The 26,320-nt window shown below is 63.2% G+C and carries 24 protein-coding genes, 2 tRNA genes and 1 other RNA gene; 7 read left to right on the top strand and 20 right to left on the bottom strand.

The window, feature by feature from the left end; all coding sequences use genetic code 11:
• Positions 1 to 41: 41 nt before the first annotated feature.
• The 4 genes from dapB to grpE form a co-directional block, all read right to left on the bottom strand.
• Positions 42 to 812, bottom strand: a complete 771-nt coding sequence (gene dapB / locus ACW5DN_RS04065; RefSeq protein ID WP_456961465.1) for a 4-hydroxy-tetrahydrodipicolinate reductase — start codon at positions 810 to 812, stop codon at positions 42 to 44.
• A gap of 46 nt (positions 813 to 858) precedes the next feature.
• The gene (gene dnaJ, locus ACW5DN_RS04060) at positions 859 to 1,986 is read right to left on the bottom strand and encodes a molecular chaperone DnaJ (protein WP_456961464.1); all 1,128 of its coding nucleotides are present in this window, start codon (positions 1,984 to 1,986) and stop codon (positions 859 to 861) included.
• Between the two features lie 128 nt (positions 1,987 to 2,114).
• Positions 2,115 to 4,046: a molecular chaperone DnaK gene (dnaK, locus tag ACW5DN_RS04055; protein ID WP_456961463.1), complete on the bottom strand. Its 1,932-nt coding sequence runs from the start codon at positions 4,044 to 4,046 to the stop codon at positions 2,115 to 2,117.
• Positions 4,047 to 4,199: 153 nt separating this feature from the next.
• Entirely contained in the window at positions 4,200 to 4,727 is a 528-nt protein-coding gene (gene grpE / locus ACW5DN_RS04050) for a nucleotide exchange factor GrpE (protein ID WP_456961462.1), read from the bottom strand.
• 179 nt (positions 4,728 to 4,906) lie between these two features.
• On the opposite strand from grpE, the gene recN reads away from it, so the two are divergent.
• Positions 4,907 to 6,589 (top strand): DNA repair protein RecN, encoded by a 1,683-nt coding sequence (gene recN, locus ACW5DN_RS04045; protein WP_456961461.1) that lies wholly within the window; start codon positions 4,907 to 4,909, stop codon positions 6,587 to 6,589.
• A 22-nt stretch (positions 6,590 to 6,611) separates the two neighbouring features.
• Here the strand turns inward: recN and fur are convergent, their stop codons facing one another.
• Positions 6,612 to 7,013: a ferric iron uptake transcriptional regulator gene (gene fur, locus ACW5DN_RS04040; protein WP_456961460.1), complete on the bottom strand. Its 402-nt coding sequence runs from the start codon at positions 7,011 to 7,013 to the stop codon at positions 6,612 to 6,614.
• A gap of 146 nt (positions 7,014 to 7,159) precedes the next feature.
• Here fur and ACW5DN_RS04035 point away from each other — a divergent pair, with 146 nt between their 5' ends.
• Positions 7,160 to 7,543 (top strand): outer membrane protein assembly factor BamE, encoded by a 384-nt coding sequence (locus ACW5DN_RS04035; protein WP_456962954.1) that lies wholly within the window; start codon positions 7,160 to 7,162, stop codon positions 7,541 to 7,543.
• Positions 7,544 to 7,555: 12 nt separating this feature from the next.
• Here the strand turns inward: ACW5DN_RS04035 and ACW5DN_RS04030 are convergent, their stop codons facing one another.
• Complete coding sequence (locus ACW5DN_RS04030; RefSeq protein WP_456961459.1) at positions 7,556 to 7,831, bottom strand: RnfH family protein; 276 nt, start codon at positions 7,829 to 7,831, stop codon at positions 7,556 to 7,558.
• On the bottom strand, positions 7,828 to 8,259 hold the full coding sequence (locus ACW5DN_RS04025) for a type II toxin-antitoxin system RatA family toxin (protein ID WP_456961458.1): 432 nt from the start codon (positions 8,257 to 8,259) through the stop codon (positions 7,828 to 7,830). Before ACW5DN_RS04025 ends, ACW5DN_RS04030 begins: the two co-directional genes overlap by 4 nt.
• Before the next feature lie 61 nt (positions 8,260 to 8,320).
• Between ACW5DN_RS04025 and smpB the strand changes: the two genes are divergently transcribed.
• Positions 8,321 to 8,830: an SsrA-binding protein SmpB gene (smpB, locus tag ACW5DN_RS04020; RefSeq protein WP_456961457.1), complete on the top strand. Its 510-nt coding sequence runs from the start codon at positions 8,321 to 8,323 to the stop codon at positions 8,828 to 8,830.
• 39 nt (positions 8,831 to 8,869) lie between these two features.
• Here the strand turns inward: smpB and ACW5DN_RS04015 are convergent, their stop codons facing one another.
• Complete coding sequence (locus ACW5DN_RS04015) at positions 8,870 to 11,047, bottom strand: CHASE domain-containing protein (protein WP_456961456.1); 2,178 nt, start codon at positions 11,045 to 11,047, stop codon at positions 8,870 to 8,872.
• A 139-nt stretch (positions 11,048 to 11,186) separates the two neighbouring features.
• On the opposite strand from ACW5DN_RS04015, the gene ssrA reads away from it, so the two are divergent.
• Positions 11,187 to 11,540, top strand: a transfer-messenger RNA (tmRNA) gene (gene ssrA / locus ACW5DN_RS04010).
• Positions 11,541 to 11,721: 181 nt separating this feature from the next.
• Here the strand turns inward: ssrA and ACW5DN_RS04005 are convergent.
• The 4 genes from ACW5DN_RS04005 to ppsR form a co-directional block, all read right to left on the bottom strand.
• A tRNA-Glu gene (locus ACW5DN_RS04005) sits at positions 11,722 to 11,797 on the bottom strand.
• A gap of 64 nt (positions 11,798 to 11,861) precedes the next feature.
• A tRNA-Ala gene (locus tag ACW5DN_RS04000) sits at positions 11,862 to 11,937 on the bottom strand.
• 44 nt (positions 11,938 to 11,981) lie between these two features.
• Entirely contained in the window at positions 11,982 to 12,488 is a 507-nt protein-coding gene (locus ACW5DN_RS03995; protein ID WP_456961455.1) for a DUF1249 domain-containing protein, read from the bottom strand.
• Positions 12,489 to 12,511: 23 nt separating this feature from the next.
• Entirely contained in the window at positions 12,512 to 13,333 is an 822-nt protein-coding gene (gene ppsR / locus ACW5DN_RS03990) for a posphoenolpyruvate synthetase regulatory kinase/phosphorylase PpsR (RefSeq protein ID WP_456961454.1), read from the bottom strand.
• A 133-nt stretch (positions 13,334 to 13,466) separates the two neighbouring features.
• On the opposite strand from ppsR, the gene ppsA reads away from it, so the two are divergent.
• Positions 13,467 to 15,845: a phosphoenolpyruvate synthase gene (gene ppsA / locus ACW5DN_RS03985; RefSeq protein WP_456961453.1), complete on the top strand. Its 2,379-nt coding sequence runs from the start codon at positions 13,467 to 13,469 to the stop codon at positions 15,843 to 15,845.
• Positions 15,846 to 15,936: 91 nt separating this feature from the next.
• The gene (locus tag ACW5DN_RS03980; protein WP_456961452.1) at positions 15,937 to 16,863 is read left to right on the top strand and encodes a mechanosensitive ion channel family protein; all 927 of its coding nucleotides are present in this window, start codon (positions 15,937 to 15,939) and stop codon (positions 16,861 to 16,863) included.
• On the opposite strand, the gene orn is transcribed toward ACW5DN_RS03980, so the two are convergent.
• Positions 16,823 to 17,404 carry an oligoribonuclease gene (gene orn / locus ACW5DN_RS03975; RefSeq protein WP_456961451.1) on the bottom strand — a complete coding sequence of 194 codons (582 nt, stop codon included), beginning with the start codon at positions 17,402 to 17,404 and terminating at the stop codon, positions 16,823 to 16,825. The two genes, ACW5DN_RS03980 and orn, sit on opposite strands and share 41 nt — an antisense overlap.
• A 59-nt stretch (positions 17,405 to 17,463) precedes the next feature.
• Between orn and ACW5DN_RS03970 the strand changes: the two genes are divergently transcribed.
• Positions 17,464 to 17,955: a DUF2721 domain-containing protein gene (locus ACW5DN_RS03970; RefSeq protein WP_456961450.1), complete on the top strand. Its 492-nt coding sequence runs from the start codon at positions 17,464 to 17,466 to the stop codon at positions 17,953 to 17,955.
• A 19-nt stretch (positions 17,956 to 17,974) separates the two neighbouring features.
• Here ACW5DN_RS03970 and tadA read toward each other — a convergent pair whose 3' ends face one another.
• The 7 genes from tadA to bamB all read right to left on the bottom strand — a co-directional run bounded on the left by tadA (position 17,975) and on the right by bamB (position 26,305).
• Positions 17,975 to 18,442, bottom strand: a complete 468-nt coding sequence (tadA, locus tag ACW5DN_RS03965) for a tRNA adenosine(34) deaminase TadA (protein WP_456961449.1) — start codon at positions 18,440 to 18,442, stop codon at positions 17,975 to 17,977.
• Complete coding sequence (gene guaA / locus ACW5DN_RS03960) at positions 18,439 to 20,007, bottom strand: glutamine-hydrolyzing GMP synthase (protein WP_456961448.1); 1,569 nt, start codon at positions 20,005 to 20,007, stop codon at positions 18,439 to 18,441. Before guaA ends, tadA begins: the two co-directional genes overlap by 4 nt.
• 82 nt (positions 20,008 to 20,089) lie before the next feature.
• A complete protein-coding gene (gene guaB, locus ACW5DN_RS03955) occupies positions 20,090 to 21,547 on the bottom strand; it encodes an IMP dehydrogenase (protein ID WP_456961447.1) in 1,458 nt (485 codons plus the stop codon).
• 27 nt (positions 21,548 to 21,574) lie between these two features.
• Positions 21,575 to 22,489, bottom strand: coding sequence for a bifunctional methylenetetrahydrofolate dehydrogenase/methenyltetrahydrofolate cyclohydrolase FolD (gene folD / locus ACW5DN_RS03950; protein WP_456961446.1), 915 nt, complete (start codon positions 22,487 to 22,489; stop codon positions 21,575 to 21,577).
• Positions 22,490 to 22,540: 51 nt separating this feature from the next.
• Positions 22,541 to 23,668: a molybdopterin-synthase adenylyltransferase MoeB gene (gene moeB / locus ACW5DN_RS03945; protein ID WP_456961445.1), complete on the bottom strand. Its 1,128-nt coding sequence runs from the start codon at positions 23,666 to 23,668 to the stop codon at positions 22,541 to 22,543.
• Between the two features lie 31 nt (positions 23,669 to 23,699).
• Entirely contained in the window at positions 23,700 to 25,097 is a 1,398-nt protein-coding gene (gene der, locus ACW5DN_RS03940; protein ID WP_456961444.1) for a ribosome biogenesis GTPase Der, read from the bottom strand.
• 32 nt (positions 25,098 to 25,129) lie between these two features.
• The gene (gene bamB, locus ACW5DN_RS03935) at positions 25,130 to 26,305 is read right to left on the bottom strand and encodes an outer membrane protein assembly factor BamB (protein WP_456962953.1); all 1,176 of its coding nucleotides are present in this window, start codon (positions 26,303 to 26,305) and stop codon (positions 25,130 to 25,132) included.
• Between the last annotated feature and the right edge of the window lie 15 nt (positions 26,306 to 26,320).

Here is a 26,320-nt window from a genome sequence, read left to right as displayed (position 1 = left end):
GGGGGCCGGTCCGACAAATGGAGTTCAGGCGAACGAGAATTCTAGCGATGAAGTGGGTCCAGCGCCAGCTTTTCGTCCGTTTCCTGCCGTGCAGCAGGCGGCAACAGGTCGCGCAGCGAATAGCGTCCGGGACCCTGGCTGGCCAGCCACGCGGCGGCTTGCAGTGCGCCGCGGGCGAAGACGTCGCGACTGGTGGCGCGGTGGGTCAACTCCAGGCGCTCGCCAAATCCGGTGAACTGGACCACGTGCTCACCGATGATGTCACCGGCCCTCAAAGACGCATAACGAGGCTGCGCGCCGCCCTGCTCCGCGCGCGCTCCCAACGCCAGCGCAGTGCCAGAAGGAGCATCCAGCTTTTGCGCGTGATGGGACTCGACGATGTCGCAGCTCCAGCCCCCAAGGACCTGTGCGGCGCGTTCCACCAGTTCGGCCAGAACCGCTACGCCAAGGCTGAAGTTGGCGGCCCAAAGTACCGGTACGCGCGCCGCCGCCGCTTCCATCGCCTCGCGCTGCACCGGTTCCAGTCCGGTCGTGCCCGACACCAGCGCCGCACCACGCCCGGCGCACAGCGCCAGGACGGCGTCGAAGCCGGCCGGGAGACTGAAATCGATGGCGACGTCGAACTCCGGCACACCGTTCAGTTCATGAACCGAGAAATGAGGGATGCCATCAATCACCCGCTGGCCAGGCTTGTCGGGTGCGACCGCGGCGACGACTTGCAACCGGTCATGGCTGGGTGCCAGGCGCAACAAGGCTTGGCCCATGCGACCGGAAGCGCCGTGGATAAGGATGCGGACGGGTGCGTTGTTCATTACCGCAGGCTATCGGGCTGGCAGTGGGGCGACAAGCACTGATGACTCAGGAAGTCATGCGATCCCAGAAGCCCTTGACCCCATCGATGAATGTCGATGATCGTGGCGAATGGCGGCGCGCGTCCTCACCGGTGAAGGTCGCCTCAAGCTTCTCCAGCAACTCACGTTGCTCACCGGTCAGGTTCACCGGGGTCTCGATGACGACCCGGCAGTACAGGTCACCGGGGCGACGGCTGCGCACCGACTGCACACCCTTGTCGCGGACCCGGAACAGCTTGCCGGTCTGGGTCTCGGCTGGCACCTTCAACTCGACCTCGCCGCCCAGCGTCGGGACCCGCACGATGTCGCCCAAGGCAGCCTGGCCCAGGCGGATTGGCAGGTCACAATGCAGGTCATCGCCATCGCGCTGGAATATGTCGTGCTCACGCACACGTACTTCCACGTACAGGTCACCCGGCGGCGACCCGGCGGGGCCTGCTTCACCCTCCCCGGCCAGACGGATGCGGTCGCCGTTGTCGACCCCGGCCGGAATCTTGACCTGAAGGTCCTTGGTGCTCTCGATCCGGCCTTGTCCGTGACAATCACCGCATGGATTGGCGATGGTCTGGCCACGACCGCCGCAATGCGGGCAACCCTGCTGCATCGAGAAAATACCGCGCTGGAATCGAACCTGGCCACGGCCACTGCAGGTGGCGCATGTTTCCAGCTTTCCATCGGCCGAGCCACTGCCGTTGCAGTGATCACACTCGTCCAGGGTCGGGATCTGGATCTGTTTCTCGACGCCGCCGACCGCTTCCTCCAGTGACAACTCCATCACGTAGCCGATATCGGCACCGCGCCTGGGACCGCGCGCACTGCCGCCGCCGCCAAAGATGTTGCCAAAGATGTCACCGAAAATATCGCCCATGTCGGCTTGGCCCGCACCGCCGCCACCGCCGCCCATTCCGTGCTCGAATGCCGCATGGCCATGCTGGTCATACAGGCGCCGACGGGAGCTATCGGAGAGAACCTCGTAGGCCTCCTTGCACTCCTTGAACGAAGCTTCGGCGGCCGCATCCCCCGGATTCCTGTCGGGGTGATACTTCATCGCACAACGACGATAGGCTTTTTTCAGCTCATCGCCATCGGCGTTGCGGGCTACACCCAGGGCTTCGTAATAGTCGCGTTTGCTCATTTGCTACGGTTTCCCCCGCATCCGACGGCAGCCCGGGGTGCGGTGTTGGTGAAACGAGAAGGGTCCGGAAACGCCTGGCGATCCCGAACCCTCGCGTCAGGCCCCTCCAGCGGAGAGACCGGGTCGACCTACTTCTTGTCGTCGTCGGTGTCGTTGACTTCCGTGAACTCGGCATCGACCACATCGTCGGCGGCGGCGTTGGCGTTGGCGTTGGCGCCCGCGGCGGCGTCATCCGGACCGGGCTGCCCCTGTACGGCGGCGAGCAATGCCTGGACCGACTCTTCCAACGTCTTGCTCTTGGCTTCGATCTGATCCTTGTCGTCATTCTTCATCGCCGTTTCCAACTCGGCGATGGCCGTCTCGGTGGCGCCAATCGCGTCACCCGGCAACTTCTCACCATGTTCCTTGATGGTGCTGCGGGCCATGTGGATCAAGCCATCGGCCTGGTTGCGGGCCTGCACCAGTTCGTGGAACTTCTGGTCCTCCTCGCGGTTGACCTCCGCGTCCTGCACCATCTTCTGGATCTCTTCCTCGGACAGGCCGGAACCGGCCTTGATCTCGACCTTCTGTTCCTTGCCGGTCTTCTTGTCCTTGGCGGTCACGTGGACGATGCCGTTGGCGTCGATGTCGAACGACACCTCGACCTGCGGCATGCCGCGCGGCGCCGGCTCGATGCCGGACAGGTCGAAGCGGGCCAGCGACTTGTTGTAGCGCGCCTGTTCGCGCTCGCCCTGCAACACGTGCACGGTGACAGCGGACTGGTTGTCGTCAGCGGTGGAGAAGGTCTGCGAGGCCTTGGTCGGCACCGTGGTGTTCTTCTCGATGATCTTGGTGAATACGCCGCCCAGGGTCTCGATGCCCAGGCTCAGCGGGGTCACGTCGAGCAGCAGCACGTCCTTGACATCGCCGGCCAGCACGCCGCCCTGGATCGCGGCACCCACGGCAACCGCCTCATCGGGGTTGACGTCCTTGCGCGGCTCCTTGCCGAAGAATTCGGTCACCGCTTCCTGGACCTTGGGCATCCGGGTCTGGCCACCGACCAGGATCACCTCGTTGATGTCGCTGGCGCGCAGGCCGGCGTCATTGAGCGCGATACGGCACGGCTCGAGTGACTTCTTGATCAGGTCTTCCACCAGCGACTCCAGCTTGGCGCGGGTCAGCTTGATGTTGAGGTGCTTCGGGCCCGACGCGTCGGCGGTGACATACGGCAGGTTGACCTCGGTCTGCTGCGCGGTCGACAACTCGATCTTGGCGCGCTCGGCAGCGTCCTTCAGTCGCTGCAGGGCCAACGGGTCCTTGCGCAGGTCGATGCCCTGATCCTTGTTGAACTGCTCCACCAGATAGTCGATGACGCGCTTGTCGAAGTCTTCGCCACCCAGGAACGTGTCGCCATTGGTCGCCAGCACCTCGACCTGCATTTCATCGTCGACCGAGGCGATCTCGATGATCGACATGTCAAAGGTACCGCCGCCCAGGTCATATACCGCCACCTTGCGATCGCCGCCCTTCTTGTCCATGCCGTAGGCCAACGCGGCCGCCGTGGGCTCGTTGATGATGCGCTTGACGTCCAGCCCGGCGATCTTGCCCGCGTCCTTGGTGGCCTGGCGCTGGCTGTCGTTGAAGTACGCCGGCACGGTGATGACCGCCTCGGTGACCGTTTCGCCCAGATAGGCTTCGGCGGTCTTCTTCATCTTGGTCAGCACTTCGGCGGAGATCTGCTGCGGCGCCATCTTCTTGTCGTCGCCGGTCTGCACCCAGGCATCGCCATTGTCATGCGCCACGATGCCGTAGGACACCAGGTCAAGGTCTTTCTGCACCTCGGCGTCGGTGAACTTGCGGCCGATCAGTCGCTTGACGGCATAAAAGGTGTTCTTCGGGTTGGTGACGGCCTGGCGCTTGGCCGATGCACCCACCAGGATCTCGCCGTCCTTGGTGTAGGCGACAACCGATGGCGTGGTGCGGTCACCCTCTGCGTTCTCGATGACCTTCGCCTTGCCGCCCTCCATGACTGCCACACATGAATTGGTGGTGCCCAAGTCGATACCGATGATCTTGCCCATGGTCTTGTTTCCTCTGGAATCCTGGATGTACTGCGAATGTTTTGTGGCGGTGATGCTGCCAATGACTGTTATCTGGGGGTTACTGCGCGGCAGTTCAAGAACCGGACCGATAACCCTCAGGCCCGGGAGTCAGGAACGGCGGCAATGGCTTCGTCAACCTTGCTCGCTCACCACCACCAGGGCCGGACGCAACAGACGCTCGTTAAGCAGCCAGCCTTTCTGGTAAACCTGCACCACGTGCCCCGGCGCGTGTTCATCGCTGCCGACCGTGCTCATCGCCTGGTGGTGCTCGGGGTTGAAAGGCTGCCCGACCGGGTTCACCTCGACCAACCCATTGTCGCTGGCAACCTTCAGCAACTGTTTGAGAGTGAGTTCCATACCCTCGCGCAGCGCGTTGGCATCGCCATGGGCCGCGCCCAAACCGGCCTCCAGGCTGTCAATAACCGGCAGTAGCGCGGCCAGCAGACGCTCGTTGGCGAACTTGCGCGCCACCTCGATATCGCGGGTCAGGCGCTTGCGCTGGTTTTCGATATCGGCGCGGTCGCGTAACGTGCCCTCGCGCAGTTGTGCCAGTTCTGCTTGTGCGGCGGCCAGTTCGACGGCCATCGGATTGTCGTCGTCGATGGACGGGTCGGTTTCAGCGGCCTGGTTGGCCAGATCTGGATTGGGTTCAGTGGACATGCTTTGCTCTGGTCCTGGCGCCTTCGGGCGCGTTATCCGTGACTGCACCAGCAATTGGGGTCGGCGATTCGCAATTCAAGATGCTGGCAACCAAAATGCCGGTGGCTCAGCATGCGAGACCCGGTTCTGCCACGCTTTATCCCCGCGCAACATCCCTTCACAACCAGATTGTTCGCCACATGCTTGCTCACCTCTCACTCAAGCACTTTGCCGTGGTCAGCCAGGCCGAACTCACCTTCGGCCCCGGACTGACCGTCATCTCCGGTGAAACCGGTGCCGGGAAATCCTTGCTGGTCGACGCCCTGGGCTTGCTTTCCGGCCTGCGCGCGGACAGCGGCGTGGTTCGTCACGGTGCGCAACGCGCCGAGCTGGCGGGCGAGTTTTCGCTGGGCGACGTGCCCGCAGCGGCAGACTGGTTGCATCGCCATGAGCTCGACGATCCGTCCGATGGTGAACGTGCCGGTTGCCTGATCCGGCGGGTGATCCGCGCCGACGGCGGCTCACGGGCCTGGGTCAACGGTCATCCGGTGACATTGGGCCAGTTGGGCGAACTGGCCACGCTGCTGGTGGAGATCCACGGCCAGCATGAGCACCAGGCGTTGCTGTCGCGGCCCAGTCAGTTGGCCTTGCTGGATGCGTACGCCAGTACCGGCGCCGAGCGACGGAAGGTGGCGGATGCCGCCGGACGCTGGATCGACCTGCTGCGCGAGCGCGACCAGCTGTCCGCGCAAGGCGACCTGTCCGAACGAATCGATTGGCTGGAACACCAGCACGACGAGCTGGACCGGGAGACCCTGGAGCCCGAGTCGATTGAGCAACTGCTGCTCGATCACCGTCGTCAGGCCCATGCCAGTGACCTGATCGATGCCAGCGACGCCGCGTTCGCGCAGCTGAGCGGCGACGATGGCGCATCGATTTCCCACGACCTGCAACAGGTGCGCAGCGAACTGCGACGCGTGGCCGAGCACGAGCCCCGGCTGACCGAGGTCGACGCCATGCTGGACGCCGCCGCGATCCAACTGGACGAGGCGACCGCGCTGCTGGACCGGATCCGGGGCGACCTGGATATCGACCCGTCCACCTTTGGCGCCATCGAACAGCGTCTTGGACGGCTGCACGAACTGGCGCGCAAGCATCGGGTGCTCCCCGAGGAACTCGCCGCCCGACGCGAAGCGCTGGGCCTGGAACTGGAGGAACTGCGCGGTGCCGGAGCGCGATTAGAGAAGCTCGATGGTGAAATCGACACCGTCCGCACCCACTGGCGCAAGGCGGCGGATGCGCTTGGGGACAAGCGCCGTGCGGCAGCGCTCACTCTGGCCCAGGCCACCACCGAGCTGATTGCCGAGTTGGGGATGGGTGGCGGGCTTTTCGAGATTGCGATCGAGGCGGTCGAGGGCGACAAGCCCGACCCGCAGGGGGGTGAGCGAGTCGAATTCCTGGTCGCGGCCAATCCTGGCCAGCCGCCACGCGCCCTGCGCAAGGTCGCGTCGGGCGGCGAGCTGTCGCGCATCTCGCTGGCGATCGAGGTGGCCGCGCTGGGCCTGGACGCCGTGCCCACCATGGTGTTTGACGAGGTCGATTCGGGTATTGGCGGCGCCGTGGCCGATATCGTCGGCCAGAAGTTGCGTGCGCTTGGTGCCAGCCGCCAGGTGCTGTGCGTTACCCACTTGCCGCAAGTCGCGGCGCAGGGCCACGCGCACTACCGGGTCAGCAAGGCTGCGGCAGACGGCGTCACCCAGAGTCAGGTGCAGCTATTGGATATGGAACAACGGCAGGAAGAACTCGCGCGCATGCTGGGCGGGGTGGAACTGACCCACGAAGCGCGTGCAGCGGCCAAGCGGTTGCTCAGCGACGTGGTCTGACGCGCCGTTCAGGATCCGCCGTTCAGGGTTTCTTGCGGACGTACAACACCAGCGAATGGTCTTCGATCAGGTAGCCGTAACGCTCCGCAATGATGTGCTGGAGGCGTTCAATTTCTTCGCTCTCGAACTCGATGATCTTGCCGGTATCGACATCCACCATGTGGTCATGATGGCCACCACGATCGAGCTCATAGACCGACTGGCCGGACTCGAAATTATGCTTGAGCACCAGGCCGACCGCCTCGAACTGGGTCAACACCCGGTAGACCGTTGCCAGGCCGATATCCTCGCCCTGGTCGAGCAATAACCGATAGATGTCCTCAGCGGTCATGTGCCGGGGCCTGGCGCTGTCGAGCAACTGCAGTATCCGCATCCGTGGATGGGTCACCTTTAGTCCGACGTCCCTGAGATTTTTTGTTTCCATCGTGGGCTCCTGGCGGGGTCCGTTGCGGTGTCACGCGTCCCGCAACACCGGCTGAACGCAGCAACGGGAACGGACGCACGGCAGGGTGTCAGTGTATCATCGCCGTCGTCATCCGCCTGCCGCAGAAACCGATGCCAAAGCACCCGATCCGTACTTTCCTCCTCGCTCTTTCCGTCGCCTTGATCGCCAGTGGTTGCGGCATCGTCTACCGCCAGCCGATCTACCAGGGCAACCTGCTGGAATCGACCGCGGTGGAGCAACTGCAAGAGGGCATGGGCAAGCAGCAGGTACTCGGATTGCTGGGCACGCCGTCCGTCCAGGACCCGTTCCACCATGACCGCTGGGATTACACCGCCACCCAACGTCTGGACCGCTTGGCCCACACCCACGTCAAGAACCTGACCTTGTGGTTCGAGAACGACGCGTTGGTGACCTGGGAGGGCGAGTACTTCCCGGAACAGGATCTTGAGATCTCCCAGAACTCCCGCAAGCAGTTCGGGCCAAACCTGGCAAAGGACAAGAGCAACTAACGAGTACCGGGGCTACTTTCCACTGCCTTGCTTTCGACCGTCTTGAGCGCGACGTCGGCGTGCCTGCTTTGGATCGATCAGCAACGGCCGCAGCAACTCGACGCGATCCCCATCACGCAGCCGCGTGTCTGGTTGTGCGTTGGTGCCAAATACCGCGTAAGCGCTGACGCCCTCGATGCGATCCATGCCTGCTGCCCGCACGGCTTCCGAAAGGCAGGCGCCGGGCGGCAGTTCGAGTGCCACCCGCTGGCACCGCTGCGGCCATGCGCAAACGACCTCGACTTTCATTGGGCGCCGCGGTCCGCCGCACGGACGAAATCATCGACCATGCGGTCGGCGAGCTTCTGGAAGCCCAGCGCCATTGCCGGACCCAGCAAACGCACCGTCGGCTCGAAGCTCAAGGTCAGCCCGATCCTGCAAGCCGACTCGTCAAGGGCGTGGAACTCCCAGCGGCCAGTCAGCTTTCGGAACGGCCCGTCCACCAGGGTCATGTCGATATGGTGTGGTGCCGAATAGGTGTTGCGCGTGGTGAACCAGGTGCTCAGCCCGCCCAAGCCAAGGTCCAGGCGCGCGACCATGTGGGTATCGGAGGATTCCAGCACCCGGGCGTCCTTGCACCAGTCGAACCGGCGCGGATAGGCGGCCACGTCACTGACCAGCGCGAACATGCGGTTGCTGGAGTGATCGACGAGGGCGGAACGTTGGATAGTGGTCATGGCATGCAACTGACGTCACCGATGTCGCCCGCGGCGCCCCGGATCGGACACAATAGGCGCAATGACAAAAAATAAAGACAACAAGGCTGGCAAGGATAAAGGAAAGGCAGGCGGGGGCACCATCGCGCTGAACAAGCGTGCCCGCTATGACTACCACCTTGAAGAGCGTTTCGAAGCCGGTTTGGCACTGCAGGGCTGGGAGCTGAAATCGATCCGTGCCGGGCGCGCCAACATCGGCGAGAGCTACGCGGTGATCCGAAGTGGGGAGATGTTCCTGTTCGGCGCCCAGATGACTCCGGTGATCTCCACCTCAAGCCACGTCGTCGCCGAGGCCCTGCGCACCCGCAAGCTGCTGTTGCACCGGCGCGAGATCGACAACCTGATCGGTCGGGTCGAACGCGACGGGTACACGGTGGTGCCCACCTCGATGTACTGGAAGGGCAACAAGGTCAAGATCGAGCTCGCGCTGGCCAAGGGCAAGCAGGATCACGACAAGCGCCAGACCAACAAGGATCGTGATTGGCAGCGCGAGAAGCAACGCACCATGCGCTCGCACAACAAGAACGCTTGACCGCGGGACGCCGGCGCGTCCTCAGCCGGCAGTCGCCAGCTATTCCGCGGTGGCACCGGGCAAGGTGAAGTAGAAGCTCGCGCCCTCCCCTTCCCGACCCTCGGCACGTATCGTGCCGCCGTGGCGTTCGACGATCCGTCGCGCCGACGCCAGGCCGATGCCATGGCCTTCGAATGCCGACTGCGCATGCAGGCGCTGGAACGGGCGGAACAACTTCTGCACATAGGCCTGGCCGAAGCCGACGCCGTTGTCGCGGACGAAGAACTCATCGCCTTCACGGCCGAACTGAATCCGGGCCAGGTCCCGGTCGCCGCTAAACTTCCATGCGTTCGCCAACAGGTTGGTCAGCAGGTTGCGCAGCAAGCTCGGGTCGCCGTTGACGCGAAGTCCAGGCGTGATTTCAACCTCGACCTTGCGTTCCGGATCCGCGCCCCGCAGGTCATCGATGACTTCCGCCGCCACCTGGCTCAGTGCTACCGGTTCAATTGTCAGCTCGCTGCGGCTCAGTCGCGACATGCGCAGCAGTGCGTCGATCAGCTCACCCATGCGACCGGCGGCATTGCGTGTCCGCATCAGGTAACCCTGCCCCGCCTCGTCCAGTTGGTCGCCATATTTCTCGGTCAGTATCTTGCTGAAACCGGCAATCGCGCGCAGTGGTGCGCGCAGGTCATGGGAGACGCTGTAGGCGAACGACTCCAACTCCTGGTTGACCTGGCTCAGCTCGCGCGTGCGCGAGCTGACGCGCGCCTCCAGGGTCCGGTTCAGGGCCCGCACTGCGGCTTCCGCGCGCAGACGTTCGGTCACATCCTCGGCCTGGACCAGACCGGCGATATCGGTGCCAACGCTGCCCGGTATCGGCGCACGCGTCAGATGGACATGGCGTGGTTCTCCGTCTGCGCGACGTACCAGACGCGTCTCACGGCGCACGCCACTTGCATCCCCACGATGTCGAGGCGTGGCGCCATCGCCCGATTCCACCTCGTCTTCCAGCAGTGACTCCAGCTTCGTGCCGACCAGTTCCTCGGACCTGCGACCCACGATCGCGGCAAATGCCGCGTTCGCCTCGACGATGCAGTGGTGGCTATCCAGCAGGACCTTGCCGATTGCCGAATACGCCATGGCGGTACGAAAGCGCTCCTCGCTGCGCCGGAAATTCTCGTTCATCCGCAGCGCAATCGACTGAGCCCTCGACTCGGTGCGCGCCAGCATCCAGGCAACGCCGTACATGAGCAAACAGGCGAGCAGGCCAAAGACCAGCATGTTCCGCAAGCCCTGCAGGCGCGGCACCGCCGAGGCGAGCGGTTTGGACTGGAACTCCAACCGCCATTGCCGTCCATAGCTCTCAATCGTGGTGTGATATCGGAACGCGGGTGCCTGGTCCGATGATTCTCCGGGTGTGACATACAGCAATTCGACATCCTCATCGGTGACGTCGAGTATCTGGAATCTGGATTGCCGGTCGCCGACCGCCTCCAACACCAGCGATTCCAGCCGGAAGGGGATGTATACCCAGCCGAGCATGGAGGCACGTCGGTCAGCCGGCGTGTCGGGCCGCTGGACACCGCGGTAGACCGGTACGTACAGCAACAGACCGACGTTCTGCGTCGCCCCGTCCTGGATCAGGTGTACCGGCCCCGACAATGCCGACTGGCCAGTCACCATTGCTTCCGTCATCGCCGCACCGCGGGTTGGCTCTGACAACATGTCATAGCCAATGGCTTCCAAGTTGGCAGCAGTGCGCGGCTCCAGGAACAGGATCGGCCCGTACGTCGGCCGAGCACCCTGCGGACGCACGTCCAACTGGCCCCAACCTGCCTCTTGCCATTCCCGCTGCAGGTCAACCATGCGCGTCTTGCGCAGGTATCCCGAAAAGCCCAGCCCGACGAAACTGGGGAAACGGCGTGACAACTCCAACCCCCCCACATAGCTGGCCCACTGCTCAGGTGTCGGCCGGGTGACCGCAAACAGCGAAATACCGCCGCCGGCAACCAGCTCGTAGTTGATCATCCGTTGCTGCAGCAGCTCGGTGATATCGTTGCTTTCGCTCCTGAAGGTGATCTCGCTGCTGCGTAGCTCCCGCTCGTAGGCGGCCCGCCACAACAGCAGTACCGACACCAGCGACGCCAACAACACGACCAACGCCAGCAGGTGACCGCGTAACGGTCTCAACCGGCTGGCAACGGAGCGTTTGGGGCTATCACCGGGCGCATTATCCATTGTGGCCAAGCATACAAGGACGCCGCCGGCTCGTCGCTACAGATGAAGCAGCTGAACGCAGCGGAGCAAATTCACGAGGAAACCTTGTGCAACGACCTTTGCGTCTTATACTGCGGGTGTCAGCAATCTTGTAGTCCCCGGGGGTGCACTGGCTTCGACGGGGGTCGCGAAATCGCTTGGCGCATGCCGAGGGGGTAGCTTTCCTCGTAAATCCAGCTGCAAAACTCTAGTTGCGAACGACGACAACTACGCACTGGCCGCTTAAGGCCTAAGCCCCGAAATCGCTTGTGTCCGTGCTCGCGACGTAGGGTTATCATCACGGAATCGCCGGGAGTGGCTGCCTGTCAGCACCCGGTTAACCTAAAGCAGGCTGGTCCCCGGATGCGCTTTGTGCGCCGTGCTGTCCGGGGATGAGACTTAACGGAGCACTAAGCATGTAGGGCCGGGGATGGAGTGCCTTCGGACGGGGGTTCAATTCCCCCCACCTCCACCATTTTCAGAAGTGCGAAACGAAAACCCCGCAAGGCTCGCGCCTTACGGGGTTTTCTCGTTACGGGCCGGCATCAATTGGTCGCTTCTGGTTGTTAAAGTCCATTACTGGCGTTGGACGCCAGCGCTGCCGACACGCCAACGCACAAGGCCACCCGAAGGTGGCCTTGTGCGTTGGGTAAAAATGGTGTCCCCAAGGGGATTCGAACCCCTGTCGCCGCCGTGAAAGGGCAGTGTCCTAGGCCTCTAGACGATGGGGACACGCGGGAACTTCGGACTTTTGCCGACCGCTTTCACTCGGTCGAGTAACGAAGAACCTTGAAAATGGTGGAGCCAGGCGGGATCGAACCGCCGACCTCCTGCATGCCATGCAGGCGCTCTCCCAGCTGAGCTATGGCCCCACGGGCTGGAAAGTCGACAAGCTTAGAGGCGCCTGCTGAAACCGTCAAGCCATGTTTGCTACTTCGTGTGAATTTCCCTCACGACCGGCCGTAATTGCCGTCAATGTGGCGACGCAATGACCGCGCTCGGCGAGGTACTGCAGCCACTTCCCCAAAAACGTATTCATCCGCATCCGGTGGCTGATCAATTCGGCGGGCAGCGGATGCATGCCGATGACATCCTGCCAACGGCGACCGATGTAGCAATGCGTCGCCTCCAGCTGCCGGGCGTCATGGTACTGGCGCAGATAGGCCGACGGGTCGGGCTGTCCGGTCACCGGGTCCGGCATGCCGTAGGTCAGGCGCAGTTCGGTGGTGTAACGGTGCTGCTCCAACACGTCTACTTGCAGGTCCAGACCGTCACCGACGCTGGATATGTATCGCCCTACTTCCAGCTCGGCGGGCGCGATGACGCGTCCCAGCCGCACATGGTTTTCGGTGTACAGCCCCATCAACCAGCCAAAGCGGCTGAGCGTGGGGATGTGGGTGCTGCGGGTTGCCTGTGCGTCCATGCCCCGATGCTACACGTGGCAGGTCAGTACATCTCCCGCCGAATGCCCAATGTCGACATCACCTTGCTGGAGATTTCCTCAATGGAGGTATTGGTCGTGCTCTGGGTCGGGATGCGCTCCCCGCGGAACAATGCCTCGGCGGCGGCCACCTCGCGTTTGCAGGTCTCCAGCTTGGCGTAACTCGAGTCCGGCCGGCGCTCCTGGCGGATCTGCTGCAGCCGTACGGGATCGATGGTCAACCCGAACAGCTTCTCGCGGGACGCCTTCAACCGGGCCGGCAGACGGTCGTGATCCAGGTCTTCGGCGGTCAGCGGATAGTTGGCGGCGCGGATGCCGTACTGCATCGCCAGGTAGACGCAGGTGGGCGTCTTGCCGGCGCGCGACACGGCCACAAGGATCACGTCGGCATCGCTGTAGTCGATGGCAACGCCGTCATCGTGGGTCAACGCGTAATTCATGGCGTTGATGCGGCGGTGGTAGCTGTCGAAATCCACGATCGCGTGGGCACGTCCGACGTGGTGCTGGCGTGCGTGCCCCAACTCGCGCTCCAGTGGCTTGATGAACGGAGCGAATGCATCCAGCATCAGCGCGCCACTGTTGGCCAGGGTAGCGCTGACGGTCTCATCCACGCAGGTATTGATGACGATCGGCCGGGTGCCAGAACGCTCCGCTGCCCCACGGATACGTTCAACGGCGTCTTCCGCGCGAGCCACCGAGTCCACGAAGGAAATACGTTCGCCTTCAAAGCGCGTCCCGTTGAACTGGGTCAGCAAACTGTGGCCGATTGTCTCGGCGGTGATGCCGGTGCCATCGGAAACATAGAAAACCGGTCGTACCTCTGCCATCACTCACCCTGTCGTTATTGGTCATCCATACGAAAATGCTGGCCAGATCAACCTTGTGTGCATCCGGCGCAAGGGCGATCATAGCGGCTTCGCCGCGCCCTACGCGCTTCAAAGTCTACGGAGATACCCCGTTTTGAACGACAACATCCTGTGGTTGCATGCGCTGCGCCTTGACGACCTCGCCCGGGTGGGCGGCAAGAATTCGTCGCTGGGCGAGATGATCGGCAACCTGGCCAACCTCGGGGTATCGGTGCCAGGTGGCTTTGCGACCACGTCGGAGGCGTTCAAGGACTTCATCGCCCATAACGATCTGGAGCAACGCATCTTCGACCGATTGGCGCCGCTGGACGTCGAGGATGTGGGCGCGCTTGGCGAGGCCGGCAAGCAGATCCGCGATTGGGTGATCGGTGCGCCGCTGCAGCCATCGCTCGATGCCGACATCCGCCACGGCTATCGGCAATTGTGTTCCGAGAACGGTGGCGGCGATGTCGCCGTCGCGGTTCGCTCTTCGGCCACTGCCGAAGACCTCCCGGATGCAAGTTTTGCCGGGCAGCAGGAGACCTTCCTCAACGTCACCGGCGAGGACGACGTGGTGGTCAAGGTGAAGGAAGTCTTTGCCAGCCTCTATAACGATCGCGCGATCGCCTACCGCGTGCATCACGGCTTCAAGCACGAGGACGTATTCCTGTCCGCCGGCGTGCAATTGATGGTGCGCTCCGATGTCGGTTCGTCCGGCGTGCTGTTCACCCTGGACACCGAGTCGGGCTTCCGAGAAGTGGTGTTCATTACCTCAAGTTTCGGTCTGGGCGAAATGGTCGTGCAAGGCGCGGTCAATCCCGACGAGTTCTACGTCTACAAACCCACCTTGGCCCAGGGCAAGCAGGCGATCCTGCGCCGCTCGATTGGTGCCAAGCAGCTGCGCATGGTGTATTCCGACCAGCCCGGCGAGCGTGTACGCACCGAAGACACTCCCGCGGAGTTGCGCGGTACCTTCTCCATCAGCGACGAGGAAGTGCACGAGCTGGCCAAACAGGCGCTGGTGATCGAGAAGCACTACGGCCGGCCGATGGATATCGAATGGGCGAAGGATGGCGTCAGCGGCAAGCTGTTCATCGTCCAGGCGCGCCCGGAAACCGTTAAATCACGCGCAAAAGCCACCCAGATCGAGCGCTACCAACTCGGTGAGCGCGGGCCGGTGATCTGCGAGGGTCGATCGATCGGTCAGCGCATCGGCAGCGGCGTGGCTCGCGTGGTGCGCTCGATGGAAGACATGGCGCGCGTGCAGCCCGGCGACGTCCTGATCGCCGACATGACCGATCCGGACTGGGAGCCGGTGATGAAGCGTTCGGCCGCGATCGTGACCAATCGTGGCGGCCGTACCTGCCACGCGGCGATCATCGCCCGCGAGCTGGGTGTCCCCGCCGTGGTCGGCACCGGCAACGCGCTGGACACGATCAAGGACGGCCAGACGGTCACCGTGAGCTGCGCGGAGGGCGATACCGGCTTCATCTACGACGGCGCCCTGCCCTTCGAGCGCCATGTCGCCGATCTGGACAAGATGCCGCCAGCGCCGCTGAAGATAATGATGAATGTCGGCAACCCCGACCGTGCATTCGACTTCGCCATGCTGCCCAACGCGGGCATCGGCCTGGCCCGGCTGGAGATGATCATCGCCAGCCACATCGGCATCCATCCGCAGGCCTTGCTCGAATACGACCAACAGGATGCGGAGACCAAGCGCAAGATCGACGACAAGATCGCCGGCTACGGTGATCCGGTCGAGTTCTACGTCGACCGGCTGGCCGAGGGCATCGCGACGATTACCGCATCCGTCGCCCCCAAGCCGGTGATCGTGCGGTTGTCGGACTTCAAGTCCAACGAGTACGCCAACCTGATTGGTGGTTCGCGATACGAGCCGCATGAAGAAAATCCGATGATCGGCTTCCGCGGCGCTGCCCGTTACCTCGACCCAAGCTTCAGCGCTGCGTTTGCGCTGGAATGCAGAGCGGTGCTCAAGGTTCGCGAGCAGATGGGGCTGATCAATTGCTGGGTGATGATCCCGTTCGTCCGCACGCTGGATGAGGGTCGCAAAGTGGTTGAGGTCCTGCGCGCCAATGGGCTGGAACAGGGCAAGGACGGACTCAAGATCATCATGATGTGCGAGCTGCCGTCCAATGCACTGATGGCCGAGGAGTTCCTGGAGATATTCGACGGCTTCTCGATCGGCTCCAACGACATGACCCAGTTGACCCTCGGGCTGGATCGCGACTCGGGGCTGATCGCCCACCTGTTCGATGAGCGCGACCCGGCGGTGAAGAAGTTGTTGTCGATGGCGATCCAGACCGCAAAGGCCAAGGGCAAGTACGTTGGCATCTGCGGTCAGGGCCCCAGCGACCACGCCGACCTGGCCCAATGGTTGATGGAACAGGGAATCGATTCGGTATCGCTGAATCCCGATACAGTCGTGGACACTTGGCTGCGCCTGGCCAAGGCAAAAGCCAAGGCCGGCTGAAAACTGACAGCCTGCTAACGGCGTAGCCGCTGGGCTTAGACGACACTGGACGCCCCGCTTGATGCGGGGCGTCGCATATGAGGAAGCTGGAATGAATCCGACCGCCACAATCCAGGTATCAACCGGCTGGATCGCGCACGCACGTGCCGGCGAATGGGCCGAAGCGCTCGTCGGGATCGGCATCCGCCTGGGGCTGGCACTGTTGCTGTTTCTGGCGGGGCGCTATCTCATCGCCTGGATCACCGCTGCAACAACACGCGGCATGAATCGCACCCAGATGGACCCGACCGCGGCGATGTTCCTGAGCAAGCTCGCCTCCGTACTGATGACGGTCGTCCTGGCACTGGCATCGTTGCAGGTGATCGGCGTGCCGATGACTTCAATGATCGCGGTGCTCGGCGCCGCCGGCCTGGCGATCGGCCTGGCGCTGAAGGACTCGTTGTCGAACATCGCCTCGGGCGTGATGCTGGTGACGCTCAGGCCGTTCCGGGTAGGCCATGTGGTCAACATCAACAATGAGAGTGGCACGGTCGAGGCGGTCAGCATTTTCCAGACCCGTCTGCGCGGCGCGGACAACCAGACGATCATCCTGCCCAACAGCCTGATCACCAGCGAATCGATCATCAACTTCACCCCCGACAACATGCGTCGGGTCGAGTTGGTCATCAGCATTGGCTACACCGCCGACATCGATGTTGCACGTGATATTGCGCTGCGATTGATGCATGCCGACCAGCGCGTCTTTGCCGATCCCGAACCCAGCGTGCTGGTGTACGCCCTGGGCGAGAACAGCGTGGATCTGGGCGTGCGCTGCCATACCAACAACGCCGACAACTTCGCGACCAAGTGCGAGCTGTTGGAGTTGATCAAGAAGGCCTTCGACAAGGCCGGCGTCAGCCCGCCATTCCCGCAGCGCGAGGTCAATATCTATCAACGCGATGGCACCGGCAGACGCAGGGCCATCACTTCGATGAAGGCTAAGCCTGAGGCGAATCCAGACCGCCCAGCTGACCCATGAATGCGCGGTAGTGCTGCAACTCGGCGATGGAGTCGTGGACGTCGCTCAATGCCGTATGGCGGGACTGCTTGTCCAACCCGGCCAGCACCGTGGGCGCCCAGCGATGCGCCAGCTCCTTGAGTGTGCTGACATCCAGGTTACGGTAATGGAAGTGCCGCTCCACCCGTGGCATCAGGCGATGCAGGAAACGACGGTCCTGGCAGATCGAATTGCCGCATATCGGTGATGCATTCGCCGGCACCCATTCGGCCAGGAAGGCGAGCGTGCGTTGTTCGGCCTCGGTCATTGACACACCCTGGTTCAGCACCCTGTCCCACAAGCCGGACTTGCGATGCTGGTTGCGGTTCCAGTCGTCCATCGCTTCCAGCTGCGCCAGCGGGTGCCCGATCGCCAGCTCCGGGCCTTCGGCCAGTATGTTGAGCTGCTTGTCCGTCACCACGGTCGCGATCTCAAGGATGGAGTCGTTGTCGGTGTCCAGCCCGGTCATTTCCAGGTCGATCCAGATCAGGTTTCCAGCGTTCCGGGAGCCGTTCGAGGTCATGCGCTCGTGTCATCATGAAGTGGCGGGCATCATACCGTCAGCCTGCCACGGACGCCTTCATGACCCCTTCCCTCATCGCCGACCCAAACCATTACGCCGTCATCTCGGCAATGATCACCCCGGCGTTCTTCCTCACCGCGACGGGCTCCCTGCTGATTTCCTCCAACAATCGGCTCGCACGGGTGGTCGACCGGATGCGCAAGGAGATCGAGAACCTGAGGGCGACGGCGCGAGGCCCGGCCAGGACCGAGCTGGAGACCCGCATCGGCTTCCATCGAAAGCGCTCCTATCTGGTGTTGGCCGCGCTGAGGATGTTGTATGCCGCGCTGAGCGCGTTCGTCTGCACGAGTATCGGAATCGCCACGGATGCTTTCTTCGGTTATCAACTGGGGTTCCTGCCGACCTTGCTCGCGGTGTTGGGCGTCCTGCTGATGTTTGCGGCTTCGCTCTGTCTGGGACACGAGGCCAGGATCAGCCTGCGCATGCTTGATCGCGAACTCAAGGCCGAACTGGACAGGGACGCTCCCGCCCCGGTCGTGCACAAGGGCTGAGGCCACCGTCTCGACACACTCAGACGGGCTTGCCCCGCTTGCGCCGGAAATAGCTGGTCAGCCGTATGCCAGCCTCTTCACCCAGCACGCCGCCGACTACATCCACCCGGTGGTTGTGGCGCGGGTCGGCAAGCAGGTTGAAGACGCTGCCCGCAGCGCCGGTCTTGGGATCGCTGGCACCGTAGACCACCCGCGCGACCCGTGCATGCACCATCGCCATCGCGCACATCGCGCAGGGTTCCAGGGTGACGTACAGGGTGCTGCCGGTCAGGCGGTGATTACCCAGGCGGCGACCCGCCTGCCGCATCGCGACGATTTCGGCATGCGCGCTCGGATCATGCTCGACGATGTTGCGGTTCCACCCTTCTCCGACGACAACACCGTCAGCCGAAACCAACACGGCTCCAACCGGGATTTCGTCGTCCTCACGCTCGGCCCGGTCGGCCAAAGCGAGCGCGTGACGCATCCAGCGTTCGTCGTCGCTCATTCCCACTCGATCGTCGCGGGCGGCTTCCCACTGATGTCATAAACTACGCGAGAAACATTCCGCAACTCATTGATAATACGGTTGGAAACCTTGCCAAGGAACTCGTACGGCAAGTGTGCCCAGTGGGCAGTCATGAAGTCGACGGTCTCCACCGCGCGTAGGGCTATCACCCACTCGTAGGCGCGGGCATCGCCCACCACGCCGACCGATTTGACCGGCAGGAACACTGCAAATGCCTGGCTGGTCTTGTCATACAAATCGGCCTTGCGCAGCTCGTCGATGAAGATGTGGTCGGCGCGGGCGAGCAGTTCGGCGTATTCGCGCTTCACCTCACCGAGGATCCGCACGCCAAGTCCGGGGCCCGGGAACGGGTGGCGATTGACCATTGCCGCTGGCAAGCCGAGCTCGACGCCCATCCGGCGCACCTCGTCCTTGAACAACTCGCGTAGCGGTTCCACCAGCCCCAGCTTCATGTACTCGGGCAAACCGCCGACATTATGGTGGCTCTTGATCATGTGCGCCTTGCCGGTCGTGCTGCCGGCCGACTCGATCACGTCGGGGTAGATCGTGCCCTGGGCGAGCCATTTCGCGTTCTTCAACTTGCTCGACTGCTCGTCGAATATCTCCACGAACAGGTTGCCGATGATCTTGCGTTTGGCTTCCGGATCGGTGATGCCTGCGAGCGCCGTGAAGTAGCGGTCGGCCGCATCGACCCGGATCACCTTGACACCCAGGTGCTCGGCAAACGTCGCCATCACCTGGTCGCCTTCCTGGTAGCGCAGCAAGCCGGTGTCGACGAAAACGCAGGTCAGCTGCTCGCCGATCGCCTTGTGCAGCAACGCGGCGACCACCGATGAGTCGACGCCGCCGGACAGGCCAAGGATTACCTCGTCGGTACCGACGGTATCGCGCACGCGGGAAATCTGATCCTGGATGATCAGCGCGGGAGTCCACAACGCCTGGCAACCGCAGATTCCAGTAACGAACTGTTTCAGCAGCGCACCGCCCTGCCTGGTATGGGTGACTTCGGGATGGAATTGCACGCCGTACCAGCGCTTGCTGTCATTCGCCATCGCCGCGACCGGAATACGGTCGGTCTTCGCGGTAACCACGAATCCTTCCGGAGCCCGGGATACGTGATCGCCATGGCTCATCCACACGTCGAGCCGCGGTGGGGAACCCGGGTGGTCCTTCAGCCCGTCCAACAGGCGGTCATGGGCGACCAGCGCGACTTCAGCGTGGCCATACTCGCGTTGGTCGGCGGCCTCGGTTTCCCCGCCGAGCTGCTTGGCCATGGTCTGCATGCCATAGCAGATACCCAGGATCGGCAAGCCGGAGTCGAACACCTCCTGCGGTGCGCGCGGTGAGTTTTCGGTCGTGGTTGATTCCGGCCCGCCCGACAAGATGATGCCGCTCGCCCCGAAGCCGGCGATCCGGGTCGGGTCATGGTCCCATGCCCATATCTCGCAATAGACGCCCAGCTCACGGATACGGCGGGCAATCAGCTGCGTGTATTGCGCGCCGAAATCGAGGATCAGGATCTTGTCGCTATGGATGTCGGTCATCGTCTACTCGAATCGGCATGTCTTGCACGGCACGCAATGCACCCAGCCAGGCGTGCGTGAAGGTCATTACCCGTGTTGGCGGTCACACCGCCCGGTAATTCGGCGGTTCCTTGGTGATCTGCACGTCATGGACGTGACTCTCACGCGAGCCGGCGGAAGTCACCCGCACGAACTGCGGCGTGCTGCGCATCTCCTCGATGGTCGCGCAACCCACGTATCCCATGGTGGCGCGCAGTCCCCCAACCAGTTGATGGACGACGCTGCGCAGCGGCCCACGGTAGGGAACCCGGCCTTCGATGCCTTCCGGCACCAACTTGTCCGCGTCCTCAGAGTCTTGGAAATAACGGTCCTTGGAGCCTTTTTCCATCGCGGCCAGGCTACCCATGCCTCGGTAACTCTTGTAGCTGCGACCCTGGAACAGCTCGCTCTCGCCCGGGGATTCCTCGGTACCGGCAAACAGGCTGCCGACCATCACGGTGGAAGCGCCAGCCGCGATGGCTTTGCCGATATCACCCGAGTAGCGAATGCCGCCATCGGCGATCAACGGAATGCGGTCCTGCAGTGCTTCGGCCACCATGTCGATCGCGCTGATCTGCGGCACGCCGACGCCGGCGACGATGCGGGTAGTGCAGATCGAGCCGGGACCGATGCCAACCTTGACTGCATCGGCGCCGTGATCCATCAGCGCCAGCGCGGCATCACCGGTGACGATGTTGCCGCCGATGACCTGCAGTTGGGGGAAGTTCTTCTTGACCCACTTGACGCGATCCAGCACACCCTGCGAATGCCCGTGTGCGGTATCAACCACGATTACGTCCACTCCGGCGGCGGCCAACGCCTCGATGCGCGCTTCGGTATCGCCACCGACCCCGACCGCCGCACCCACCATCAGGCGTTCGCTGCTGTCGTAGGCCGCGTTGGGGTTGTCGGACTTCTTCTGGATGTCCTTGACCGTGATCAGGCCCTTGAGCTGGAAGGCATCGTTGACCACCAGTACCTTCTCGATGCGGTGCTTGTGCAACAGGCCGACGACTTCCTCGTCGCTGGCACCCTCGTGGACCGTGATCAGCCGATCCTTGCGGGTCATGATGTGGCGGACCGGGTCGTCGTGCTTGGTCTCGAAGCGCATGTCGCGGCTGGTGACGATGCCGACCAACTGGCCGTCGTCCACCACCGGCACACCGGAGATGTTGCGCTCGCGGGTCAGCTTGAGCACGTCGGCAATCGTGGTTTCCGGCCCGACAGTGAACGGCGACTTGATCACGCCGGCCTCGAAGGATTTGACCTGAGCGACGTGTGCGGCCTGCTGGGCGACGGTCATGCTCTTGTGGATGATGCTGATGCCACCCAGTTGCGCCAACGCGATCGCCAGACGTGCCTCGCTGACGGTGTCCATTGCCGCCGACAGGATCGGCAGCCGCAAATTCAGGTCGCGGGTCAGGCGGGTGGAGAGCGATACGTCCTTGGGCAGGACAATCGAATGCGCCGGAACGAGAGATACATCGTCGTAAGTGAGTGCTTCAGCCTGGATGCGCAACATGGGCGGGACCGGGGGGAGTGAAGCCCGTCATTGTACTGCGTTCCAGGCCGGCTGGCGCGATCCGGGGTCACTGGCTTCGGCTGCCTCCAGGGTGTTCTCCATCAGGGTTGCGACCGTCATCGGCCCTACCCCGCCGGGAACCGGGGTGATCCAGCTGGCGCGCTGGGAAGCTGCCGCAAAGCCCACGTCACCCACCAGGCGGCCATCATCAAGCCGGTTGATCCCCACATCGATCACTACTGCGCCAGGCTTGATCCATTCGCCGGGGATCAATTGCGGGCGTCCGACCGCTACCACCAGGATGTCCGCGCCGCGCACGGCAGCTTCCAGCACCTCTGGCGGGGTGAACTTGTGGCAACTGGTAGTGGTGCAACCGGCGATCAGCAACTCCAGCAGCATCGGCCGGCCGACATGATTGGACACGCCGACAATGGTCGCGCTTGCGCCACGTACGGGACGATCGGTATAAGCCAGCAAGGTGGTGATGCCACGTGGCGTACAGGGACGCAACCCGAATTCGCGCAGCGCCAGGTGGCCGACGTTCTCCGGGTGGAAGCCATCGACGTCCTTGGCCGGCGAGATGCGATGGATCAGCGCCGACGGGTCGCGCCGATCCGGTAGCGGCAGTTGGACCAGGATGCCGTGTACGTCGGGATCGACGTTGAGCCTGTCGATCAGCGCCAGCAACTCTTCATCGCTGGTGTCTGGCGGCAAGTCGAAATCGATCGCGCGAATGCCCACCTTGCTGGCCGCGCGGCGCTTGTTGCGCACATACACCGCCGAGGCCGGATCGCCGCCCACCAATACCACAGCAAGGCCCGGAGGGGTCTTGCCGGTGGCAATGCGGGCATCGACCCGCACCTTGAGGCTGTCGAGCAGATCCTCGGCAATGCGTTTGCCATCAAGGATCCGGGCGGTCTGGGGCGTTGCGACAGTCTTCAAATATCTCGGCCTGAGTGCAGCTGGGGCCGGTATTATCGCCGATCTTGCGCTCTATCCGGCGGAGCAAAATGCCTCGTAATCGATATACCCGGGAAACGCCTGCCCGGGTGCACAGACGGCGCAGTCCGGGTCTGGTGACAGCCGGGTCTGGCGGAACTGCATGCCCAACGCATCAAATTGCAATAACCGCCCGGACAGCGATTGACCAATCCCCAGCAGCAGCTTGATCACCTCGGTGGCCTGCAACATGCCAATCACGCCAGGCAGCACGCCCAGAACTCCGGCTTCGCTGCAATTGGGCGCCGATTCGGGTGATGGCGGCTGTGGGAACAGGCAGCGATAGCATGGCGCCTCGCCACGCCGGCGGCCGGCATCAAACACACTGACCTGCCCGTGGAAACGATGTACTGCGCCATACACCATCGGCTTGCCGAGCTTTACGCAGGCATCGTTGAGCAGATAGCGGACGGGGAAATTATCGCCACCATCGAGCACCACGTCCGCGTCGGCGATCAGCCGCTCCACGTTGGTACTGGTGATGCGCTCGGCGAACGTGTCAATCGTGATGTTCGGGTTCAATGCCGACAGCGCGACCTGCGCCGAATCAACCTTGGCCATGCCGATCCGCGCGTCGGTGTGCAGGATCTGGCGTTGCAGGTTGCTGCGGTCGACGACGTCGTCATCAGCCAATACCAACGACCCAACCCCGGCCGCTGCCAGGTAATACGCGGACGGTGACCCCAACCCACCCGCACCGACAATGGCCACCCGCGCGGCTTGCAGCTTGCGCTGGCCGACCTCGCCGACTTCGGGCAACAACAGGTGGCGGGAATACCGCTCGTAAAAGTCGTGATCGCCCGCCGGCTGGACCAACGGCAGGCCATCCGCGCGCCAGCGTTGGGTACCGCCCTCCACCGAGGCGACCTGGGCATAGCCGGCGTCCAGCAGCGTTTCCGCCACCTGCAGTGAACGTCCACCTACTTCGCAGATCAGCATCACCGAGGTATCCCGATCAGGGATGCTGCCAGTGGGTAGCGACTCCAACTCGCTGCGCGCGATGCCCAGTGCACCTTCGGCCATGCCCAACGCCCGTTCGTGCGTCTCGCGTACATCGATCAACACGGCACCGGACTGCTGCCGACGCCGGGCTTCGGTGGGAGTGATGGTTTCGATAGCCATGGGCGCCATTATCCGCCTTTACTGCAGCGCCCTATCCGCGCTTGACGTGCCGGATCAACCGACGCCGCTTGGCAATCTGCTTCTCGTTAAGCACGTTTTTCTTGCCTTCGAAAGGATTCGCACCTTCCTTGAAGATGAACCGCACGGGAGTGCCCACCAGTTTGAAGCGCTTGCGGAAGAAATTTTCCAGATAGCGCTTGTAGCTGTCGCTCAAGGTGCGTAGCCGGTTGCCATGGACGACAAAGGTCGGCGGATTGTTGGCAGCCGGGTGCGCATAACGCAGCTTTGCGACATGGCCACGAACCACCGGCGGCGGATTGGCCACATAAGCCGCCTCGATGGCCTGGGTGACTTCGCTGGTGCTGAACTCATGAATGGCCGACGCGTGTGCCCGGTGAACCGCCTTGAACAGCTCGCCCAGGCCAGAACCGTGCTGGGCACTGATCCGCACCGCTTCCGCCCATTCGACGAACGACAGCTTGCGCGACAGCAGCGACTCGGCCTGCTGGCGTCGGTAATCGCTCAGCCCGTCCCACTTATTGACCGCGATCACCAACGCGCGGCCGGCGTCCAGCGCATATCCGAGCACGCTGGCGTCCTGGTCGGTGACTCCTTCGTTGGCGTCCAGCATGATCACGGCGACCTGACACTGCTCAATGGCGTGCAAGGTCTTGATGATCGAGAATTTTTCCACCGCCGCATCGACGCGTGACTTGCGACGCAGGCCGGCGGTGTCGATCAACCGGTACAAGCGACCATCGCGCTCCATGTCGATCGCAACTGAATCACGCGTGGTGCCGGGTATATCGGAGGCGATCATCCGCTCCTCTCCCAACAGGCGGTTGACCAGTGTCGACTTGCCCACGTTGGGCCGGCCGATGAAGGCGACCCGGATACGCGCGGGATCGTGGTCGAGCTCGGCGGACTCGCCCTCGTCAGGCACCCGTTCCAGCACCTGTTCGATCAGCTCGTCGATGCCTTGGCGATGCGCGGAGGACACGGCAATCACATCGCTGAAACCGTAGCGGGCGAACTCGTTCAACGCCGCCTGCGTATCCAGCCCGTCCGTCTTGTTGACCACCAGGAAAGTTGGCCGTGCGGTCTTACGCAGCCAGGCGAGGATATCGTCGTCCAGCGTCGATGCGCCTTCGCGGCCGTCGACGATGAACAACACCAGATCCGCCTCGGTGGCCGCTGCGCGCGCCTGGCGCGTGGTCGCGCCGACCAGACCCTCGGCCTCGCCAGCGATACCACCGGTATCAACCACCGCGAAGTGCCGTTGACCTTCGGGCCGGCACACGCCGTAGTGGCGATCACGGGTGACTCCGGGCTGATCGTGGACAAGCGCGTCGCGGGTGCGCGTGAGCGCATTGAACAGGGTGGACTTCCCGACGTTGGGACGACCCACGAGGGCGACTAGCGGGAGCATTGGAGTTGTCCGATCAAAAAGGAAGAAAAGTGCTACTGCCCCAGCTGGAACGCACTCAGATTGCCGTCGGTGTCCTGCACTACCAGGATCCCCTCGGCTACCTGTGGCGTGGCCAGCAAGGGATCGCGGCTGGCCCGGGTGCGGGCAACAAACGCGCCGTCATCGAGCGCCAACCAGTGGAGATAGCCCTCGAAGTCGCCAACCACGGCGTAGTCGCCCTGGATCGCCGGAGAGGTCAACTTGCGCCGAGCCAGCGCCGCCTGGGTCCACATGGCCGCGCCATTTTGCTTGAACAGGCCAATCACCGCATCACCGTTGTCGGATATGACCAACACTTGTGGGGCGACGGCGATCTTGCCCGCGCCTCCGTGGTCACTGAGCCACATCGGCTGTCCGTTGGGCGCGTTGATCGCCATCGTCTTGTTCTTGAAACTGCTCGCGTACAGGGTGGTGTTATCCAACACCGGAGCACCATCAATGTCCGCCATGCGATCCAGTTCGGTACGGCCATCCTGTGGGGCGACCACTTCGCGCCACAACTCGACGCCATCGTCGGCGGCCAACGCCGAGACGCTGCCATCGTCGTTGCCGATAAACACATAACCTGGCCCGATCACCGGGGCATCGTTACCCCGCACCGACAGCATCGGAACGTCATGATTCCAGAACCAGCGCCGTTCGCCGTTGTTGATATCGAAAGCGGTGATGCGGCCATCATTGGAGCGCACGAACACCATGCCCAGCCCCACCGCAGGAGCGGCGATGATCTCGTTGCCGACCTTCGCCCGCCACTTCTCCGCGCCGTTCGCCGCATCCAGCGCGATCACGTCGCCCTCCAGACTGCCGACGGCAACCACGCCGTCACCCACGCCGGGGCCGCCACTGAGTTCCAACTCACTGGGGTAATTCCAGATGCTCTGGCCGGTCTGCAGGTCAAACGCATGCACACCGCCCTCGACCGCCGCCGCATAGACCTTGCCATCGGCGATGACAGGGCCCTGACGCGCGCCCAGTACTCCCTCGCCTTTACCGGCATTGGCGGACCACAGCTTGGTCACCGTGGCCGACGGACTGAACTCCACCAACGCTGCTGGCTTGAGCGCGTCTTCCTTGTCGCTACTGAACCATCCCTTGATCGTGCTGCAGCCCGAGAGCGCCAACGCGCATAGCAATACCGCACTGCCACGCACCAGCACGGCCCGGGCCATGCCATTGCGTGGGCG

It is taken from the genome of Lysobacter sp. A289, from assembly GCF_054072675.1.
This window is presented reverse-complemented; position numbering and strand designations above follow the sequence as displayed.